General features: G+C 41.7%; 14 protein-coding genes. 6 read left to right on the top strand and 8 right to left on the bottom strand.

Annotated elements, in window-relative coordinates:
• Positions 1-3 precede the first annotated feature (3 nt).
• The 8 genes from AC21OG_RS11705 to AC21OG_RS11670 form a co-directional block, all read right to left on the bottom strand.
• Positions 4-747 carry a hypothetical protein gene (locus tag AC21OG_RS11705; protein ID WP_487378483.1) on the bottom strand — a complete coding sequence of 248 codons (744 nt, stop codon included), beginning with the start codon at positions 745-747 and terminating at the stop codon, positions 4-6.
• Between the two features lie 32 nt (positions 748-779).
• Complete coding sequence (locus AC21OG_RS11700) at positions 780-3707, bottom strand: contractile injection system protein, VgrG/Pvc8 family (RefSeq protein WP_491185045.1); 2928 nt, start codon at positions 3705-3707, stop codon at positions 780-782.
• 717 nt (positions 3708-4424) lie between these two features.
• Positions 4425-5540 carry a DUF2931 family protein gene (locus AC21OG_RS11695; protein WP_487378441.1) on the bottom strand — a complete coding sequence of 372 codons (1116 nt, stop codon included), beginning with the start codon at positions 5538-5540 and terminating at the stop codon, positions 4425-4427.
• A gap of 48 nt (positions 5541-5588) precedes the next feature.
• Complete coding sequence (locus tag AC21OG_RS11690) at positions 5589-5990, bottom strand: hypothetical protein (RefSeq protein WP_487378440.1); 402 nt, start codon at positions 5988-5990, stop codon at positions 5589-5591.
• Between the two features lie 284 nt (positions 5991-6274).
• Complete coding sequence (locus tag AC21OG_RS11685) at positions 6275-7318, bottom strand: DUF2931 family protein (RefSeq protein WP_487378439.1); 1044 nt, start codon at positions 7316-7318, stop codon at positions 6275-6277.
• A gap of 209 nt (positions 7319-7527) precedes the next feature.
• The gene (locus AC21OG_RS11680) at positions 7528-7950 is read right to left on the bottom strand and encodes a hypothetical protein (RefSeq protein ID WP_487378438.1); all 423 of its coding nucleotides are present in this window, start codon (positions 7948-7950) and stop codon (positions 7528-7530) included.
• A 17-nt stretch (positions 7951-7967) separates the two neighbouring features.
• The gene (locus tag AC21OG_RS11675; RefSeq protein WP_487378437.1) at positions 7968-9722 is read right to left on the bottom strand and encodes a T6SS phospholipase effector Tle1-like catalytic domain-containing protein; all 1755 of its coding nucleotides are present in this window, start codon (positions 9720-9722) and stop codon (positions 7968-7970) included.
• Positions 9722-12535, bottom strand: a complete 2814-nt coding sequence (locus AC21OG_RS11670; RefSeq protein WP_491185044.1) for a contractile injection system protein, VgrG/Pvc8 family — start codon at positions 12533-12535, stop codon at positions 9722-9724. The genes AC21OG_RS11675 and AC21OG_RS11670 overlap by 1 nt, the downstream gene beginning before the upstream one ends.
• Positions 12536-12763: 228 nt before the next feature.
• On the opposite strand from AC21OG_RS11670, the gene AC21OG_RS11665 reads away from it, so the two are divergent.
• The 6 genes from AC21OG_RS11665 (at position 12764) to tssE (ending at position 17521) form a co-directional block, all read left to right on the top strand.
• Entirely contained in the window at positions 12764-13333 is a 570-nt protein-coding gene (locus AC21OG_RS11665) for a hypothetical protein (protein ID WP_487378432.1), read from the top strand.
• 102 nt (positions 13334-13435) lie between these two features.
• Positions 13436-14131, top strand: a complete 696-nt coding sequence (locus AC21OG_RS11660; RefSeq protein ID WP_491185043.1) for a tetratricopeptide repeat protein — start codon at positions 13436-13438, stop codon at positions 14129-14131.
• Between the two features lie 145 nt (positions 14132-14276).
• Positions 14277-14786, top strand: coding sequence for a type VI secretion system contractile sheath small subunit (tssB, locus tag AC21OG_RS11655; RefSeq protein WP_487378430.1), 510 nt, complete (start codon positions 14277-14279; stop codon positions 14784-14786).
• 3 nt (positions 14787-14789) lie between these two features.
• Positions 14790-16271: a type VI secretion system contractile sheath large subunit gene (tssC, locus tag AC21OG_RS11650; RefSeq protein WP_486548001.1), complete on the top strand. Its 1482-nt coding sequence runs from the start codon at positions 14790-14792 to the stop codon at positions 16269-16271.
• A 38-nt stretch (positions 16272-16309) separates the two neighbouring features.
• The gene (locus AC21OG_RS11645) at positions 16310-16813 is read left to right on the top strand and encodes an Hcp family type VI secretion system effector (RefSeq protein ID WP_486548002.1); all 504 of its coding nucleotides are present in this window, start codon (positions 16310-16312) and stop codon (positions 16811-16813) included.
• Positions 16814-17038: 225 nt separating this feature from the next.
• Positions 17039-17521, top strand: a complete 483-nt coding sequence (gene tssE, locus AC21OG_RS11640; protein ID WP_486548003.1) for a type VI secretion system baseplate subunit TssE — start codon at positions 17039-17041, stop codon at positions 17519-17521.
• Positions 17522-17525 lie beyond the last annotated feature (4 nt).

Below are 17525 nucleotides of genomic sequence, written 5' to 3'. Positions count from 1 at the left end.
TTATTATTCCTTTGCTATCGATAATTGTTTTTTACAAGCATCAGGAGCATAGCTATAGTTTAAAGGGTCTTGCGCTTCGACATATTGCTGTAATAGTTCTTTAGTACGTAGATCATTACCTGTTATGTCGTCCTTAACAAACGAACAGCCATCGTATAACATACCAGTCATATCATACGTATTTGGATCGAAAATATAGAATACTTGTCCTAAAGCACATTTACTATCGAAGCAAATCTTATTAAACACATATTTTTTATTAGTATTTATATCTTGTATATACACTCCTTCTCGTTGAGTCCCCATAGCATAAATATTTTTATGTGCTAAGTCGATAGAGCTAACAAGCTCAAAAATCATTTTTTGAAAGGCTTCATCATATCTTTTATCATATTTAGGATTATTACCTTCTATAGTTGGTAACTTCTCGTTAACCAGTTCAAATGGATAAGTGGTAAACTTCCCATCACCATACTCATAATCTATATATCTAAAAGGAACTTCATTGACCGCCAGTTTTTTATTTAGTTTATCGGTATAGCTCATTGAGTTTGTTTCATAGGTGTGGTCTGAAGATTTATATACATCTTCATTCGTATTAGGAATCATCTTGAGCTGAACTACCGGTATACTATCCCTATAACTTTGATAATCCTCTAGGTTTGTGGTTTGAGCTACACTAAATACTGGTTTAGTCATTAGGCATATTGAAATAAAGCATAGCTTTTTTTTATCTAACAAGTACATAAGTCATCCTTTAGAATTATTATATTATACTTTTAACAGCAGAAGTCGTCTTCATCTAGTGCATTATTATCGTTACGATCTTCAAATAGGTCTTCAATAGAGTAATTATCGCACTCTATCTGATCGGAGATATCCAATACTTTAATTTTGCCCTTAGAATTAACATTGCCAAGCAACTTTAACTCAACATCCTCAGCATTATCCCCAAAGACTCTAGCTGTTTGTCCATTCTCATCAAGAACTCCTTCAAACTCAGTGCCTTTGCTATGATTAATCAGTTTATAACTAACCCCTTGGTTTAGTAGCTCCTTAGGAATTAGTTTTTTTAGATCAAACGCTTTACTAAATAATCCCGATTTAGGTAACGACAGTACAGGCGCTAAAGTCTTAGCCCCAGCAACCAGCCCCTTCTTAACCGCCTGAATCTTAATCGTGCCTGGGCACACAAACTTAACCCCGCTCTCATCAATCGTTAACGACGCCCCGCCGCTAGTTTGTACCTTAATACGAGTCGGAGAGGCTACATGCACCTCACCAGACTCACTGCCTATCATCAACCCTTGTTGAGAATGCAGCTGCAGCTCACCGCCTTGCGCCTGTATCGCCAGCGGCTTAGTATTAGCACTCACATGAAAGCCTGACTTAGATGCTTGACCAGACACACCTGCAAGAGACGTTAACGTATCGCCAAGTAGCCGATAGTCACCGCCCACCATATCTGACTGAGTTAACCCAGACTGTCTCACCACACTCTTAGCCGTAAACAGCGTGTTTTGGCCTGATGCCAACAGACTGTCTTTGCTCACCAGCATCACATCAGGCGCACCAAGCGTCTCCACACCGAGCGTCTCATCCATGATCTGTGCTGACTGCTTAAACGCCTCAATCTGTTTATCTATATCTTGCCGGGACTGCAAATGGCCTTGCTTCGCCTCACTATAACTATCAGACAAGCTATAGCCTATATCCAGCTGCCTGACGCCGGCATCATTGACCCAAGCCGACTCATGACGGCTTTGAGAATGGCGTATTCCAAACGTCGATAACAAAACACCACCATCCCCTGACAGCTGTAAACCTTTATCACTTGCCACCTCAAACCCAGCACCGCGAATACTAGACTGATGATTACCAAAGCGGTGACGCAGCACCCCAAGCTCTATCACATGCTCACTTGGGGAGAACACACCCTTATCACTTGATGTCGGGGTACTGGCATTGGCTTTGTCCTGCGTATTGACTGACCACTGAAGCCCAAGCTTATGTGGCGTATCATCAAACAGCAGATTGGTTTCAGAATCACTATCCAGCCCAAACTGACTGATACCTGATATCCATCCACTGTGTGCATCATCCTCATTAATTTGAGAATGACCCAACCCCCCGCCATGCCAACGAGGGGAGGCGCCTTGCATCAGATTATAACGATGCGCCGCGCCGCTATCTTGATACGTCACATCCCGCTCATCCACATCTCCCATGCCAATACCCTCATAGAGGCTACGAGTAATCACCGGACTGTCGATATCGCCATACCAATGGCTCAGCAGCACCGCTTGCCCAAGCCTTGGGGCAAACTGCCAGCCATGTGATGCCCCTGTCGACAGCTGTAGAGATCGAAGGGGCGGGGTGTGTTTGTCATCATGATCACTGATGCCTGCCCACACAGGGGTGGTGATGACTTTATGTTGTCCGTCATCACTAATTTGTGAGTCATAGCTTGGGTCACTGGTGTCGCCACTACGTGCTTGAGTAAGACCGCTATAGGTATAGGCGGCAAAAGATAATGGGCTTGGGTAGCGGGTATAAGGGATGTCAGATGCAATCAGCTTAGCTTCTACCCATACGCCAGAGTCAGCAGCGAGCTGACATTGATCAGCGGATACCGATTGCCGCATCAGCCAAGTATGTATTGAGTGTTGGTTATGATAAGAGACACTGTCACTAGCAGGCTCTATGCCAATTAAGGTTGAGGCAAGGCAGTAAGCGGATAAGGCGTGAATAGTGGGCAAGCGGGTGATATCCACTATGTTTGCAACATGCAGTCCACGCATCGCACCTGCGGCAAGATAGTACTCACGGTGGGCGTTGTTAGCAGCAACCCACTGTTTGGCTAGTCTGGTCGCAGTATCACTACTGCCCACACGGGAGGGAGCGGCAATAAGTAGGGTTGTGTCTGCTGTGGTGAGAGGGGAATCATCCGTGGCGATACCTTCATAGAGGGTATCACTATCTAAGCCATCACTACGCACGATGACTTGCTGACTACCCAGCTGTTTATGCATTGGGTGTAGCTGGCTTATGGTGTCTTGTCCTGACTGTACGGAGGCTTGGGCGTAGCTGTAGTAACAGGTGTCCCCTAAGCTGTCATCAGGGGTGAGTAGATGCCAACTGCCAAGCTGTTGTAAAGAGTCGCCTGGTTGCCATAGGGTGTTGATACCGATATCGGCAAGTAGGCATGTAATAAAGTCCCAGTCACTGATGTCAGCTTGGGTGCGCAGGCTAAGCGGCTGAGTAAAGAGGGGGTGCTCAAGTAGGGTATCTGTCGGTTGCCAGTCAATGTCATAATCGGTCAGGATGGTGGTTATGATATCTAAGGGCGACTGGTTGATGAAGGTACGGGTGTGACACGATTGGGTCAGTAGCCAGTCAGGGCTGACGACATCAAGCTGGTAGAAGTGTAGGGGGCCGTTTGAGTGTTGGTAGTGAATGGCTTGGAGGATGCCTGTGCGGATTGTGGGCTCACGCTGTGCATCTAAGGTGGTCAGACATAGGCTGTTGCCCAGTTGCGATCGACAATCATCGGCGGTTAGAAGGTAGGTGCTATAGACAAGGATATGAGCGTGATGCGGCTGGTTAAGGGTAGATTGCCAGATAAAGGCTAGGGGATAAAGGGCAGTTTGGGGTAGGTGGTCCGTGTCTATAGTCAGTTGATGCAGACGATTGGTTTGCAGTGGCATGGGTGCGATGTCCGGTTGGGGCCGTTGTAAAAAAGTGCCAATAGCATTAATTTTTTAATTTAGCATAATACACTGTTTAACTGTACAGGATAATGGGGTAAAACGACAGTTCTTTTGAGCATAACATTAAATGAATTTGTTTTCACTCAACTGTACATCATAGTGGGCAGAATTTTAGCTTGTGGTGTAGTGAAGCGAAACCCAATTGCTTCGGTTATTTAACGTGTCATTTTGTTTTAGAGATGGAAGATATTTCTGTTTGGGCTGCTGATAATGAGATTGATAAAGACCTATGGTCTAGGTAGATTTATCCTATTTTGCATGAAGACGACTATTTGGAGTCTTTAGAGTTAGGATTACATCAAGTGATTCGGCGTTCGCAAGGATTGAGTTTTGAGTAGCTATTCACGCTTTTCGCTACTATCTGTCCGCCATCATAGGGCAGTGGTAATGGCTTGCGATGTCACTTGCTTCGCGCGCCATCTCAAGCCTGACCACAGCAGCCTATGATGCCGTACAGTATATCCGCTGCAATCGTGGCTAAACCGCATCACACGTTAACCACTGTGCGGGAAGTAAACATTTGAATAAAGTCTCTGTTCAATATCCGTTAGGTTTTACGTTTAAAGGATTATGTTTTATGGTTTGATCACCATGATTCAGACAACCTCTTACGATAATTTTTAAAAATAAAAGATAATAGGATAAACAGGTGCTTTACTTAAACCATAAGTATTCATCATCTTTTAATTCACGATAATCACTGTCGTAGAGGGGGAGCATTTGTTGCTCATCACCATTTGTAAGGTAGGCAATAGGCTCACCATTTTTTATATCCAGTACCATAGAGGCTGAGGTTGGGTTTTTATTAAAGAAACTATCAAATATGTTATAGATCTCAACATCGCCATCGGGCTGTTCTAATTGGTCAGGATGATTTTTAGTTAAAATAAAGTTTGCACGATAACGTTTGCCATCTTTCTTAAAGTATACCCGATACCACGCAGGGACTGCTTTTTTATCAGAAGGCGAAAATGAATCAAGTTCTGGCTGAACGATAAATTGCTTCTCGCCATTAATAAGAAATTCAGTATAGCCTTTGATATCCAAAGAAGAATTTAAATGCCAAGGAAACTTATTAGTATTAAAGTTTTTCCAGCGGTTGACTGGTATGTCATTGTTTTTGATTTGTTCTTTGACATAGTCTGGTGTTTTTTCGATAAAACCAGACAAATACTTCTCTTCACTTAATCCCTCAGGATCAAAGTGATTTGCCTCTGCAAAGTATTCCCATGGGATGTCTACCTCTTTGGCCTGAAACTGAGCAACCTCTTTCTTTTGCGCCCACTCTAGCCGCATAGATACAAATCCACCGGGGGATAGAGCAAAATTAATTTCTTTAAATTTCTCAGAATAAAGCTTGTCTGCAGTATCCATGCTAAGCTTTCTGTCAAATTCTTTTAATATCGCCTCTTTCGGAATTCTAGCCCTGACGTGGTAGTATTTACCCTCGATAGGAGATAACCATGTCAGGTTCACGCCATCCGGCAGATATGACCCACCGCCTGCTTGCGCTCCTGCAGAGCGCCATCCACCACCGGCATATCCTGAAAAGCCTATTCTTGAGCCATTGTCATACATCCAAAATGATTCGCCTGCGACCAACTCGGCAGGGTAATGACGCGGAGCAAATATATAAGTTTCCCAAGGGGTTTTATTGTCTTTCATAAGTTTCTCTTTGATAGATTGTATCGGTCCTTTAGAGCTAAGACATGCCGATAGGACGATGGCGATAAGCGAGACAATAGCTAACTTTGTTATATTTATATTCATATTCAGTGCTCTTTCATGTAGGCGATAAGCAATACTTTGACTTATGGCTTATTTGTCTTTAGGTACTCGCGGCACACCCGTACTACAGTCAAACTTCCTTGTACCAGCAGGCAGATTGTGCTTTCGCCAATATTTACGAATCTGAGGTGTGGTAAGCGAATTACCTTCACAATCTTTGGGTAAATAGGCTTTATCACCGTCACAAACGTAATATAATGTGCCTTTTGGCAAGTTGTTTCTCATCCAAAACTCTTTAGCCCGGCTTTTAGGAATTATATAAAAGGCTGGTCTACCAGTTACTGGATTAATATTAGTTGTGCATTCCCACAATGAGCTGCCTTGATCATTTTTTAAAGCGTCTATTTGTTCACCAAAAATCTGTCCAGTAGGCGGACATGCGGTTAGACCTAAGAGGCTGGTGATAAGTAGTGAGGCTTTAATCGCTTGCATGGTAATGTCCTTATTGTTTGATTAACCATAGATGCCTGTACGGCAAAATTAACCGATATATAGACGTATCTTTATAGGATCGACTAATAGGTCTTATTAAAAATTATAAATATAATGTTAATAGTACCTACATCACAAGAGATTAATAATTAATGAACTAATAATAAGGTGTTTTTAACAAAAATATAATTAATCATCTACAACTAAGATGATTATTTATATTCTTTGAAGGTGGACAGTACTTTATAGCTTAAACTGATAGTACAATTGGTTTAATAGGTTGGTTAATCGGAACCAAACCACTTAAACGTTTTGACATCCGTTTCATGTGTGAAAACTTGAGTAATAGTGAGGGGTTGCTTTTGTGATCCGTTAGTCAAATAAGCAATAAAGCCATTACCTTTTTCTTCAATGACTAGAGCTGCAGTAGACTGGTTGGTGCTAAAGAAATCTTTAAACTCTTGATAGACTCTAAGGTCATCATCTGGTTGTTCTGCCGCACCTTGTTTTTGCTTAGTAAATCTAATATCGAGATTGTAAAAGATTCCTGATTTTTTATAATTTATGCGTAGCCAGGCTGGAACATACTCTTGTGGAATAACCCCATTATTAGCCTGTATCTCTTTTTTGGTAATAAAGCTCATATTGCCGTTTATTGACCATATTCGGGAAGCTTCCATTTCAAAATGAGTCTTTAAGTACCAATTAAATTTAGTTGAGTAGTTTTTCCAACGTGTCAATGGAAAATTATTCTCATCTACCATCGCTTTAATGTCGTCTGGTAGTTTTTCATACTGGTCACTTATGAACTCAGCTTCAGGGTATGTTTCTGGCGCAAAGTGATGGGTAAGGGCGAAGAACTCCCATGACATTTGAATTTCTCGTGCTTGAAAGTTTGCAATTTCGGTGACTAATATGCCGCCTAAACGCAAACTAATATAGCCACCAGGGGCTAGAGCAAAACTGATAGTTGAATAGGTGATTTTTTCCGATTTTTTAAAAAGATCTGCTTCGAAACGCTTTGCAAACTCTGCCAGTATTCTCTCTCTAGGCAATGTGATTCTTGCTTGATAGTATTTATGTTCTGTGTGGGAAAGCCAAGTGAGCTGTACGCCTAGTGGTAATTTAACTAAAGCAGGTGGTGAGCCGCCAGATGCTGGTACGCCTGTAGAACGCCAACCACCCCCAGCCCTTGCTGAAAAACCAAGTCCTTGCCCTGCTTCCTCGGTATAGTACCAAAAACACTCTCCTGAAATAAGACGCACTGAGAAATGACGCGGCGCGTAGATATAAGTTGTCCATTTAACCGGGATTTCGTTGTTAGACATGGGGTTGTCCTTAAACTTTGTGATGGGCAATATGCTTGTTAAGTGTCATTGATTGTTATATATAGCAGGTTTATATAAAAAAGCTTTTTACTTCTGTGAGTTAACCTTGAATGATGTTACGGTAAAATCTATTTAATTTATTATTCGTCGGCATACCACAAAGCTAAAGGTATCAATACCTAATTTAAAGTTGTATCCGTTGAGACACACTACTCTTTAGTATGATCTATAGGAACAACCTGATTGCCTTCACATTTAAAAGCAGTGTACCGGACAATCTTTCCGCTAGTAGGGTATCTTGGAAAGTTATTATTCAATTTAAACTGAGCAATACCGCCCGGTTGCTTGGCGATAAGATTATCTTGACAATCGGTCACTTTGTTAGGTAAGTAGGCTTTGCCATCTTTACAGATAAAGTCAGTTGTGCCTTTTGGTAGGTTGTTGTCTTTCCAAAATAAATCCGCTTCCGAAGGGGGGGCTTCCATACTTAGTAAACGGCCCCTACAGTCTGAAACGAGCCCTTGATCATTTGTTAAATACTCTCCACTTCCCGATAGTGCATCACTCATATCAAAACAACCAGTCGGTATTGTAACGAAGATACTAACTAGAACAGTGTTTATTATTTTCATAATGTGGTTCCTGTTAATTAACCTTGAATAACGTTGCGGTAAAATCGATTTTCCTTATTATCTACATTCGGTACACTCACATATGGAAAGCCATTATTACTGGCACTTATATGTAAATAACGATTTTTGATAGTTAGGTCAGTAATGTAAAGTTGATGCAGGTTTCCATCGTCCCTATGCATGGTACTTTTATCCATATATCCTGTCTTACCGTCTAAGGCTAACGCTTGAGTCTTTAGCTCATTAAAAGTTGAGGATAACTCAGCAGGTACGGCATACATTTTTAGCTCATCAGCAAGATAATAGTCCGCGTAATATTTCTTGATAAATTCAAGCATGAGATGTGCAGGTATTTTGGGAAAGTCTGGCGAGACTTGTTTTCTATCCGCAATAAGTTGGTTTTTATCGCCTGTACAGCGAATAAATAATTCAGTCTCAGCCTCTTTCACGGGTGTTAATCCAGCGGCTTCTTGTGCAGCCTGCTGTTTTTTAACTTTACAGGTATCAAGCTCACACGTTGCTCCAATACATTCATATTCGGCTTTACCCGTATTGTCCGCCCAGCCTTCAGCTTTTAACGCTTGTAACATAATGTCAAAGTCCGCATATTGTTGCCCACTAAAGGCTTTGCTTTGATGTTCCAGAACTTTAAACATAAAGAGTTTGCCTAACCAATTCATCTCAGTGTTTTTGTCAGGATCAGGGTCAATGTCTCTATAACGAGTAGGCTCGTCTCTAACTTCTCGAGAAGAGCCAAACTTGGGAAGCTCATGACGGTTTTTGGTTAGGACGACTTTTTTATTGTCATCTCGTCCTCTGACGTACCATGTGTCAGTTGTATCATCAACTTCACCCAAAGTGCTTAGCCCATCACCAATATCTGTATGACAGCCAGGAATAGAGAACTCTAAACCAACCCCTGCGCGTACGGACTGACCGATATTGGTTAAATTAAACTTCTGACGAAACTCATCTCCAGCGACAATATGCACGACCTTAGTATGGTCTGCAGTTGTAAAGTTTAGCTCTTGACCTTCCTCTTCCATATCGTCATCGTGATTGGTGCCGATAGAGGACACCGTATCGAATAACCCTACAAAGTTAAAGTTGATATTTGGATAGTCTGTTAGATCAATGAATCTTTTAACCTCTGGCTTACGTCTATCCGTAAAAATTCGTTTACAGAACATCCGAGCAGTCGCTGAGCCACGGCTAAAGCCATAGACATTAAAGACAAGTTGGTTGGGTTTGTCACCTTGTTCAGTCTCATAAACATTTAAAGACGTCTGTACTTGCTCGAGTATACGCTCAAGCTTAGCTTTAGCACCTGTATCACCCATGCCAACACCCGATCCAACCCCATCATCAGCGTGATACTCCCAACCCGGTACTGGAGCCGTAGTACTTTCAGATTTTGTTCTGGTTTCGATGCCTGAGCCGTCAGTATATAGGTTCTTTACATGTGGTTTGTCGTTATCTGCGGCTCTATGTAATTGATCGACCACGGTTGGCGCTCGCGCGAAGCTAAGTGATGAACCAACCATAGGCTGTGGGTTGTATCTTTCATGCATTCTATCCGAAAGGCTTTTTGCCTGCTTTGGCGCAACTTCGTTATATAGGTCTGAGTTCTCTTTACTATTCCACGTCCCATCAAAGAAAATATTAAAGGTTAAAATGCGTACCGTAACCTCTACAGACGAATTCTCTGTTGGATTGGTTAAGTCGTCTTCACCGTTTAAGGGCTTGTCATGTTTTGTGTTGTCAGCGCTCATTATTGCTCCTCCTCAACACCACTACCACCACGCATATCTGGATAAACCTTTAGCTTGATCTTGTTAGCTCCACTAAAAATACGATCCGTTTGACCCTTTTCATCTGTGCGACCATAAAAGACCTTGCCATTCTCATCAACTATCTTATAGCGGAATCCGGGAACTGGATCGCCATCTTGATCACGGATGATAAACATCTCATCATGAGGGTCTTGATAATCCAGTATACCTTCTTTAGCAAAAGCCCCAGCAACCAGACCCTTCTTAACCGCCTGAATCTTAATCATCCCTGGGCACACAAACTTAACCCCGCTCTCATCAATCGTCAACGACGCCCCGCCGCTAGTCTGTACCTTAATACGAGTCGGGGAAGCTACATGTACCTCACCCGACTCACTACCTATCATCATCCCTTGCTGAGAGTGTAGCTGCAGCTCACCGCCTTGCGCCTGTATCGCAAGCGGCTTAGTATTTGCACTCACATGAAAGCCTGACTTAGATGCTTGTCCAGACACACCTGCAAGAGACGTTAACGTATCGCCAAGTAGCTGATAGTCACCGCTCACCATATCCGACTGAGTTAACCCAGACTGTCTAACCACACTCTTAGCCGTAAACAGCGTGTTTTGGCTTGATGCTAGCAGACTGTCTTTGCTCACCAGCATCACATCAGGCGCACCAAGCGTCTCCACACCGAGCGTCTCATCAATAACTTGAGCCGTCTCTTTAAACGCTTTTATCTGCGCATCTACATCTTGAGACGACTGCAAATGACCTTGCTTTGCCTCACTATAACTATCAGACAACGTATAGCCTATATCCAGCTGCCTGACGCCGGCATCATTGACCCAAGCCGACTCATGACGGCTTTGAGAATGGCGTATCCCAAACGTCGATAACAAAACACCGCCTGAGCCTGACAGCTGTAAACCTTTATCACTTGCCACCTCAAACCCAGCACCACGAATACTAGACTGATGGTTACCAAAGCGGTGACGTAGTACCCCAAGCTCTATCACATGCTCACTTGGAGAGAACACACCCTTATCACTTGATGTCGGTGTACTGGCATTGGCTTTATCCTGCTTATTGACTGACCACTGAAGCCCAAGCTTATGTGGCGTATCATCAAACAGCAGATTGGTTTCAGAATCACTATCCAGCCCAAACTGACTGATACCTGATATCCATCCACTGTGTGCATCATCCTCATTAATTTGAGAATGACCCAACCCCCCACCATGCCAACGAGGGGAGGTGCCTTGTATCAGATTATAACGATGCGCCGCGCCGCTATCTTGATACGTCACATCCCGCTCATCCACATCTCCCATGCCAATACCCTCATAGAGGCTACGGGTAATCACCGGACTGTCGATATCACCATACCAATGTGATAACAGAACCGCTTGCCCAAGCCTTGGGGCAAACTGCCAACCATGTGATGCCCCTGTCGACAGCTGTAGAGATCGAAGGGGCGGGGTATGTTTATCATCATGATCACTGATGCCTGCCCACACAGGGGTGGTGATGACTTTATGTTGTCCGTCATTACTAATCTGTGAGTCATAGCTTGGGGCACTGGTGTCGCCACTACGTGCTTGGGTAAGACCGCTATAGGTATAGGCGGCAAAAGATAATGGGCTTGGGTAGCGGGTATAAGGGATGTCAGCTGCAATCAGCTTAGCCTCTACCCATACACCAGAGTCAGCAGCAAGCTGACATTGATCAGCGGATACCGATTGACGCATCAGCCACGCTTGGATTGAAGAATGATGATGATAAGAGACGCTGTCACTTGCAGGCTCTATGCCAATTAAGGTTGAGGCAAGACAGTAAGCGGATAAGGAGTGAATAGTGGGCAAGCGGGTGATATCTACTACGTTTGCTACATGCAGTCCACGCATCGCACCTGCGGCAAGATAGTACTCACGGTGGGCGTTGTTAGCAGCAACCCACTGTTTGGCTAATCTCGTCGCAGTATCACTACTGCCCACACGGGAGGGGGTAGCAATAAGTAGGGTTGTGTCTGCTGTGGTCAGCGGGGAGTCATCCGTGGCGATGCCTTCATAGAGGGTATCCGTCTCTAAGCCATCACTACGCACGATGACTTGCTGACTACCCAGCTGTTTATGCATTGGGTGAAGCTGACTTATGGTGTCTTGTCCTGATTGTACGGAGGCTTGGGCGTAGCTGTAGTAACAGGTGTCCCCTAAGCTGTCATCAGGGGTGAGTAGTTGCCAACTGCCAAGCTGTTGTAAAGAGTCGCCTGGTTGCCATAGGGTGTTGATACCGATATCGGCAAGTAGGTCTGAGATGAAGTCCCAGTCACTGATGTCAGCTTGGGTGCGCAGGCTAAGCGGCTGATTAAAGAGGGGGTGCTCAAGTAGGGTATCTGACGGTTGCCAGTCAAAGTCATAATCGGTCAGGATAGTGGTTATGATATCTAAGGGCGACTGGTTGATAAAGGTACGGGTGTGACACGATTGGGTCAGTAGCCAGTCGGGGCTGACGACATCAAGCTGATAGAAGTGTAGGGGGCCGTTTGAGTGTTGGTAGTGAATGGCTTGGAGGATGCCTGTGCGGATTGTGGGCTCACGCTGTGCATCTAAGGTGGTCAGACATAGGCTGTTGCCCAGTTGCGATCGACAATCATCGGCGGTTAGAAGGTAGGTGCTATAGACAAGGATATGAGCGTGATGCGGCTGGTTAAGGGTAGATTGCCAGATAAAGGCTAGGGGATATAGGGCGCTTTGGGGTAGGTGGTCCGTGTCTATAGTGAGTTGATGCAGACGATTGGTTTGCAGTGGCATGGGTGCGATGTCCGGTTGCGTTAAGCTATATTATATTGGTGACGACTAAGTGGTAATACCATGAATACTTAGTTGAAATATATAGATACGAATTAAGTTTAGGTAAACACATTTAATAATCAATATTGAATACTTAAAATTAATTTTGTAATATTGGTTATATTGAATTATAACAATATATAATATATCTTTAAAAAGTATAGAGTTTATTGTATTTTTGTCAAGTCTATGTATAATCGAAAAATAGATTTAATTATTAAACTATATTTGAATATATTAAACTTTTACTTAAATAATGATAGTATTACTATGAATAGCAGACTTCAACCTTGTTTTAAAATAATAGTGACCCCTTTTTTATTTACAGCAACGCTTTCTCTAATGAGTTGTGGACTGTTTGGGGGGTCTGATTCTGAAAAAACATCTATGGTGATAGAAACAGAATTAAGTGCCCCAACGTTGAGCTATTTATTTGCAGATAATGAACAAGATATAGATTTTAATGATTCTGTAGATGGTTCTGAATGGCTGGAAGTTGCTCAAAAACTATATGAAGAAAAACGTTACGCTAGGGCTTTACGGGCTGCTGAAGCGTCGCTGAGTATAAGGGATTCAGAAGAGGCACGGAAAATAGCTATGCTATCAACCATTAATATAACGCAGCAGAATATGAACACCTATAAGGATAATTCAAGTTTAAGCAATGATGAAAAAGATACGATTAAAGATCAACTGACCAGAATTACAACCGCAATCAGTCAAATTGAGTATTCACAAAGTCAAGAAGAATCGGATTAAAATCAAGTAAACGGATAAAAAGTAATGAATACACAAATGGAATATCTGTTAAAGTACTCTTATAAAGCTATATTTAATAGCTTAATGGTTAGTAGCTTAAGTATGTTTGGAGTTTTAGGATATACGCAATTGGCGAATGCAGAGTTAACTATCATAGAAGAAGATCCTCAATCAAGTATCGTTAATCAATATGAACAACTTAAAGCTTCAAACGTTACTTTAGAATCCCAAGAGTTACATGATTTAATCGATCAATTAAATAAAAGAATAGAAGAAAATCCTGATGATGCACTGGCATGGGAGATGTTGGCAAAATTATATAATGAGTATGGTTATATCGATTACGCTCTATTCGCAGCCAGTGAAGCAATTGATTTGGGTGTTAAGGACGATGAACTATATTCTATATTGCTTAAAGGAAGTACGATCATAGCAGAAAATCAATTGGAATTAGGTTACGCTGAAGATATTAGTGACGAAGATTTCTCGAGACAGTATCAGTCTCAGCTTAGTAAGGTTTATGGCTCATTGTATGGGTTTAATTACGATGAGTCTCTACCAAAACCACCTGCGCCCACCCGAGCGAGATACTCTAGACGTGCATCCAATAACACGACGACAAAACGTACAACCAGATCGACAACTCGAACTACTTCAACTAGGTCTAGCACTAGACGAGTTGTTCCTCCTAAAAAAACCAATCCTCCAAGAAGAGTCAATCAGCCAGCTGCTAAACCAAAACCGGCATCACCTTCTACACAGCGACCCTCAAATGATCCCTTTAAAATATTGAGATAAATAGTCCAATATAGTTTGTAAAATGAATAAAATATGCTATTTTTAAGTTTTAGTAAATTAACATTCAAATACAACCTATTAACATATTTAAATACATTTTAGATAGAGATATTCATATATTCATAAATTAGTTAGGTAATAAATTATGGCAAATAAAGACAGTGTACAAAAAAAGTTAGCTAAGGTTCGCGCGCCTAGAGTCCATCTAACGTATGACGTTGAGATAGGAGACTCTATAGAAACTAAAGAAATACCTTTTGTTGTGGGCGTAATGGGTGAGTTTTCCGGAGACTCAACTCAAGAACAACCCAGATTCAAAGACAAGAAATTTGTTGAAGTTGATTTAGATACCTTTGATGAAGTGATGTCTGGACTTGCACCACGAGCAACCTTTAGGGTAGCTAATGAATTGAGCGAGAAGAAAGGCGAGTTTGCTGTTGATCTGTCTTTCAATAGTATTGATGATTTTCGTCCAGAAGCTGTTGCCGACCAAGTCGAACCTCTTCGCCAGCTGGTCCAAGCCCGTGAACGTTTAGCCGATCTTAGAAATAAAATTTCAGCCAATGAAAAACTTGAAGATTTATTGGATGATGTGCTGAAAAATACTGAACAAGTTAAGAAAATGGCAGGAAATAATAATAAGGGTGAGGAATAGTTTATGAGTATGCAAAGCCTACAAAGTGTCTCAACACCTGAAGCCGATTATGATTTATTAGAGGACATTGTTAACCAAAGTAACATTGCTAAGTCTGAGGAAGAAAAAATACGTGCAAAGACTCAAATCTCTGAACTTGCAAATGAGGTCATGCAAGGTACCGTCACTATTTCAGAAAATTTAGCAGCTTCTATTGACGATCGTATTGCTCAAATTGATGCTTTAATTTCGAAGCAACTCAGTACTATTATGCATGCACCAGAGTTTCAGAAACTTGAGTCAAGTTGGCGTGGTCTGCATTATCTATGTAGCCAGACACCATCTGAATCAATGCTAAAAATACGCATGTTAAATACTAATAAGAAAGAGCTTATAAAAGATTTCCAATCTTCTATAGATTTTGATCAAAGTACTTTATTTAAAAAGATATATGAAGAAGAGTTCGGTAGCTTTGGTGGTGAACCATATGCCGCCTTAATTGGCGATTTCGAGTTCACTCGTCAAAACTCAGATATTTATTTGTTAGAGCAAATGTCACATGTGGCAGCTGCTGCCCATGCTCCATTTATATCTGCAGCATCATCTGAGATGTTTGGTTTAGACTCATTTACGCATATTGGTCGTCCCAGAGACTTATCTAAGATTTTTGAAACTGCAGAATATATCCGTTGGCGTGCATTTAGAGAATCAGAGGATTCTCGTTACGTTGCTTTAACTGTTCCTAGGTTTTTAGGACGAATTCCTTACAACCCTAAGGAAGGCACTATTGTTGAAGGCTTTAATTTTGTAGAAGATGTTTCTGGCGCTGATCATAATGACTACTTATGGGTCAATGCCGCTTATGCTTTTGCTTCAAGATTAACAGCGGCTTTCTCGGATTATCGTTGGTGTGCAGCTATTCGCGGTGTGGAAGGTGGAGGTTTAGTAGAAGGCCTACCAGTGCATACCTTCAAAACAGATCAGGGGGACTTGGCACTTAAATGTCCAACTGAGATATCCATAACAGATCGAAGAGAAAAAGAGCTAAGTGATTTAGGGTTTATACCTTTAGTTCATTGTAAAAATACTAACTATGCCGCATTTTTTGGCGCACAGTCAACTCAAAAAGCTAAGACCTATCAAAACGATGACGCTAATGCAAATGCGGTATTGTCTACTCAATTACAATATATTATGGCAGTTTCACGCATTGCACATTACCTAAAAGCTATGATGCGCGATAAAGTAGGAAGCTTTTTAGCTTCAGGAAATGTTGAAACCTTTCTTAACGATTGGATTTCACGCTATGTGCTACTTGACGATGGTGCATCGCAAGAAGCAAAAGCACAGTATCCTTTACGTGAAGCGTCAGTAAAAGTTGTGGAAGTACCAGGTAAACCTGGTGTCTACAAGTCAGTGGTTTTTCTAAGGCCACATTTTCAACTCGATGAGCTTTCTGTTTCTTTGCGATTGGTGACTCAACTACCGCAATCTAGTAACAGGTAGCTTATTTTTTTAATTAAAAACTTACTAAAGGTAATGGTATGAAAGATATTTATATTCAGTTTAGAGGTAAATACAAAATTGATGGTGAATCGCGCGATAGCGAGCATAGAGGATGGCTTGAAGTCAACACTTGGGAGCATTTGATTCGCCAACCTAAGTCAGCCACTGCAAGTAGCGTTGGCGGTCATACGTCAGAGCGTTGTGAGCACTCAGACATGACCTTCATGAAAGATTTAGACTCAACCAGTCCGAAACTTTGGGAAGCCTGTTCTGCTGGTTATACTTTTGATGAGATCCAAGTTGACTTCTATCGTGCTAATGGTGATAAGCGCGTTAAATATCTTGAAGTTAAATTGAAACACGCATTGATCTCTTTCGTCAATCCATCAGTACAAGAAGAAGGTGTACCGACTGAGCAGTTTGGTCTTAAGTATGCAGCTGTAGAATGGACTTACACACAGCAAGATATCGATGGTACTGCCAAAGGTGCTGTTACCAAGAAGTGGTCTCTTGCTAATAACACAGCCACTTATACCTCGTAGGGGTAAATATTGGTGTCTTTTAAATATTCACTCTGTATATAAAGAAAGGTTTATCATAGGCCTTTCTTTTTTTTAAAATTTTTATGTGATACTAAATCTACAAATTTACGTATCAAAGACGGCAAGTGCTAATGAGACAAACTGTAGGTTCAGCAAGCCTGTCAAAATAGGTTTTTTTATAGCGTTCATTTATAAAGTTGGTATAAGGCTTGAAAGATGGGACTAATGAATAATTTAAACAATAACAACATAGGCTTTAGGCCAAATTTATTTGAACAATTATTTGATGATAAGCCAAGCCTCATTGAAGATGAAAGAGTGGTTAAACGTTTAAATATAGAAGAATTAAAAGCATCTGTTGCCCGTGACTTGGAATACCTTTTGAACACACGATCGGTTATATCCAATAAACTCGATGAGTTTGCGTTAACCAAAGCCTCTATATTGAATTTTGGCATTTTAGATTTTGTTGGGCTCAGTAGCTCAAATCCTGCTGATTGTGATTATATCTGTCGTCAAATATCAAAAACTATTGAGCGTCAAGATTCTCGACTTAAAAACGTTAAAGTTAGCTTGGATATTGCGGCAGTCGAAGTTAATCAACTATGTTTTTCCATAGAGGCATTACTTAAAGTTTACCCTTCCCAAGAATTGGTTAGTTTTGATGCCTATTTTGAACCTAGCTCGCAACGATATGAAATTAAATAGTCCT

The organism is Psychrobacter sp. CX5 (assembly GCF_057621535.2).
Note: the sequence above shows the minus strand (reverse complement) of the source record. Positions and strands in the feature narration are given on the sequence as shown.

What these genes read in the sequence shown, in the direction of transcription:
- AC21OG_RS11705 (WP_487378483.1), bottom strand. Translation starts at nt 747, where the DNA reads ATGTACTTGTTAGATAAAAAAAAGCTATGCTTTATTTCAATATGCCTA.
- AC21OG_RS11700 (WP_491185045.1), bottom strand. Translation starts at nt 3,707, where the DNA reads ATGCCACTGCAAACCAATCGTCTGCATCAACTGACTATAGACACGGAC.
- AC21OG_RS11695 (WP_487378441.1), bottom strand. Translation starts at nt 5,540, where the DNA reads ATGAATATAAATATAACAAAGTTAGCTATTGTCTCGCTTATCGCCATC.
- AC21OG_RS11690 (WP_487378440.1), bottom strand. Translation starts at nt 5,990, where the DNA reads ATGCAAGCGATTAAAGCCTCACTACTTATCACCAGCCTCTTAGGTCTA.
- AC21OG_RS11685 (WP_487378439.1), bottom strand. Translation starts at nt 7,318, where the DNA reads ATGTCTAACAACGAAATCCCGGTTAAATGGACAACTTATATCTACGCG.
- AC21OG_RS11680 (WP_487378438.1), bottom strand. Translation starts at nt 7,950, where the DNA reads ATGAAAATAATAAACACTGTTCTAGTTAGTATCTTCGTTACAATACCG.
- AC21OG_RS11675 (WP_487378437.1), bottom strand. Translation starts at nt 9,722, where the DNA reads ATGAGCGCTGACAACACAAAACATGACAAGCCCTTAAACGGTGAAGAC.
- AC21OG_RS11670 (WP_491185044.1), bottom strand. Translation starts at nt 12,535, where the DNA reads ATGCCACTGCAAACCAATCGTCTGCATCAACTCACTATAGACACGGAC.
- AC21OG_RS11665 (WP_487378432.1), top strand. Translation starts at nt 12,764, where the DNA reads ATGTATAATCGAAAAATAGATTTAATTATTAAACTATATTTGAATATA.
- AC21OG_RS11660 (WP_491185043.1), top strand. Translation starts at nt 13,436, where the DNA reads ATGTTTGGAGTTTTAGGATATACGCAATTGGCGAATGCAGAGTTAACT.
- tssB (WP_487378430.1), top strand. Translation starts at nt 14,277, where the DNA reads ATGGCAAATAAAGACAGTGTACAAAAAAAGTTAGCTAAGGTTCGCGCG.
- tssC (WP_486548001.1), top strand. Translation starts at nt 14,790, where the DNA reads ATGAGTATGCAAAGCCTACAAAGTGTCTCAACACCTGAAGCCGATTAT.
- AC21OG_RS11645 (WP_486548002.1), top strand. Translation starts at nt 16,310, where the DNA reads ATGAAAGATATTTATATTCAGTTTAGAGGTAAATACAAAATTGATGGT.
- tssE (WP_486548003.1), top strand. Translation starts at nt 17,039, where the DNA reads ATGAATAATTTAAACAATAACAACATAGGCTTTAGGCCAAATTTATTT.